2 rRNA genes are annotated in these 3,128 nt (G+C 52.6%); both read left to right on the forward strand.

The window, feature by feature from the left end:
• The first annotated feature begins 126 nt into the window (after positions 1-126).
• Positions 127-2,849: ribosomal RNA gene (locus tag AC3YMN_RS19270) — 23S ribosomal RNA — on the forward strand.
• Positions 2,850-2,974: 125 nt separating this feature from the next.
• Positions 2,975-3,090 (forward strand): 5S ribosomal RNA (gene rrf / locus AC3YMN_RS19275).
• Positions 3,091-3,128 lie beyond the last annotated feature (38 nt).

The following is a 3,128-nucleotide window of genomic DNA, read 5'->3' on the forward strand; positions in this document are numbered from 1 at the left end:
AAACCACTGACGCATATGCGTCGGTAACCGGCGCGGATGCGCCGGAGCAAACAATCCCGATGATTGAGACATCGGCCTTCAAGAGGGGCTGGTGTTGTTGAAGTTGCGGGCATTGATAATGAGAACGATCAAGCGTCTTAAGTGCATCTAGTGGATGCCTTGGCGTGCACAGGCGATGAAGGACGTAATACGCTGCGATAAGCGTCGGGGAGCTGCGAATAAGCTTTGATCCGATGATTTCCGAATGGGGAAACCCGACCATTTAGGTCACCCGCAAGGGAGCTAACCTGGGGAACTGAAACATCTAAGTACCCAGAGGAAAGGACATCAACCGAGACTCCGTTAGTAGTGGCGAGCGAACGCGGACCAGGCCAGTGGCCTCTTTGTAAGAACGGGAACAACATGGAAATGTTGGCCATAGTGGGTGATAGCCCCGTACCGGTAGAAAGCATTGAGGTCCTCGAGTAAGGCGGAACACGTGAAATTCTGTCTGAACATGGGTAGACCACTATCCAAGCCTAAGTACTCGTGCACGACCGATAGCGAACAAGTACCGTGAGGGAAAGGTGAAAAGCACCCCGACGAGGGGAGTGAAATAGTTCCTGAAACTGGATGCATACAAACAGTCGGAGCCCGCAAGGGTGACGGCGTACCTCTTGTATAATGGGTCATCGACTTAGTCTAACTAGCAAGCTTAAGCCGTTAGGTGTAGGCGCAGCGAAAGCGAGTCTGAATAGGGCGTTAAGTTAGTTGGATTAGACCCGAAACCAAGTGATCTAGGTATGAGCAGGCTGAAGGTTGGGTAACACCAACTGGAGGGCCGAACCCACGTAAGTTGAAAATTACGGGGATGACTTGTTCCTAGGGGTGAAAGGCCAATCAAACTTGGAAATAGCTGGTTCTCCGCGAAAGATATTTAGGTATCGCCTCGGACGAACACTGTGGGGGGTAGAGCACTGGATGGGCTAGGGGGTCTCACCGACTTACCAAACCTAACCAAACTCCGAATACCCACAAGTGATATCCGGGAGACAGACGGCGGGTGCTAAGGTCCGTCGTCAAAAGGGAAACAGCCCTAACCTACAGCTAAGGTCCCCAAGTGATAGTTAAGTGGGAAAGCATGTGGGAATGCTTAGACAACCAGGAGGTTGGCTTAGAAGCAGCCATCCTTTAAAGATAGCGTAACAGCTCACTGGTCAAGCGTTCCTGCGGCGAAGATGTAACGGGTCTAAAACTATCCACCGAAGCTTAGGGTTTGCACGTTTACGTGCAAGCGGTAGCGGAGCGTTCCGTAAGCCTGCGAAGCGGTACCTGTGAGGGGCCGTGGAGGTATCGGAAGTGCGAATGATGACATGAGTAGCGACAAAAAGTGTGAGAGACACTTTCGCCGAAAGTCCAAGGGTTCCTGCGCAATGCTAATCAGCGCAGGGTTAGTCGGCCCCTAAGGTGAGGCAGAAATGCGTAGCCGATGGGAATCACGTTAATATTCGTGAACCAGATGGTAGTGACGGATCGCGCAGGTTCGTATCCCCTTATTGGATTGGGGGTGCGATGAGCCGGTTCCTGGAAATAGCTCCATCGATATTGACCGTACCCTAAACCGACACAGGTGGACTGGTAGAGTATACCAAGGCGCTTGAGAGAACTATACTGAAGGAACTCGGCAAATTGCACGCGTAACTTCGGGATAAGCGTGACTTCCCAGCGGGCAACCGTTGTGGAGTGGCACAAAAGAGGGGGTGGCGACTGTTTACTAAAAACACAGGGCTCTGCGAAGTAGCAATACGACGTATAGGGTCTGACGCCTGCCCGGTGCCGGAAGGTTAAATGGAGAGGTGCAAGCTTTGAAATGAAGCCCCGGTAAACGGCGGCCGTAACTATAACGGTCCTAAGGTAGCGAAATTCCTTGTCGGGTAAGTTCCGACCTGCACGAATGGCGTAACGACTTCCCCACTGTCTCCAGTATAGACTCAGCGAAATTGAATTCCCCGTGAAGATGCGGGGTTCCTGCGGTCAGACGGAAAGACCCCATGCACCTTTACTATAGCTTTACGCTGGCATTTGTGTCGGCATGTGCAGGATAGGTGGTAGGCTTTGAAGCCAGGGCGCCAGCTCTGGTGGAGCCGCAAGATGAGATACCACCCTTATCGTCATAGATGTCTAACCGCGGCATAACAGTGTCCGGGACAGCGTATGGTGGGTAGTTTGACTGGGGCGGTCGCCTCCCAAAGAGTAACGGAGGCGCGCGATGGTGGGCTCAGAACGGTCGGAAATCGTTCGCTGAGTGCAATGGCATAAGCCTGCCTGACTGCGAGACTGACAAGTCGAGCAGAGACGAAAGTCGGTCATAGTGATCCGGTGGTCCCGCGTGGAAGGGCCATCGCTCAACGAATAAAAGGTACGCTGGGGATAACAGGCTGATAATGCCCAAGAGTCCATATCGACGGCATTGTTTGGCACCTCGATGTCGGCTCATCACATCCTGGGGCTGGAGCAGGTCCCAAGGGTATGGCTGTTCGCCATTTAAAGTGGTACGTGAGCTGGGTTTAGAACGTCGTGAGACAGTTCGGTCCCTATCTGCCGTGGGTGTAGGAATATTGAGAAGAGCTGACCCTAGTACGAGAGGACCGGGTTGGACGAACCTCTGGTGGACCTGTTGTGGCGCCAGCCGCATTGCAGGGTAGCTAAGTTCGGACGGGATAACTGCTGAAAGCATCTAAGCAGGAAGCCTCCTTCAAAACGAGTATTCCCTTGAGAGCCGTGGAAGACCACCACGTCGATAGGCCGGGTGTGGAAGCGCAGCAATGTGTGAAGCTTACCGGTACTAATAGCTCGATTGGCTTGATCGTTCTCATTAATCAATGTCCGCATTGATCTAACGATCGCTCAGAAATACACCAACCAACGCTTCTTGCATGGGAAAGCGTTGGAACAACCAACATTAACCAGATCTTCACCATCCGTTTTTCGCTGACCTGGTGGTTCTTGCGAAGCGCCCAGGACCCGATCCCATCCCGAACTCGACCGTCAAATGCTTCCGCGCCAATGGTACTAAGTCTTAAGGCTTGGGAGAGTAGGTCGCTGCCAGGTCTGCCAAAAACGGATGTCTCAATACAATCTCGAAACAA

This window comes from Devosia sp. Z11_6, from assembly GCF_058133665.1.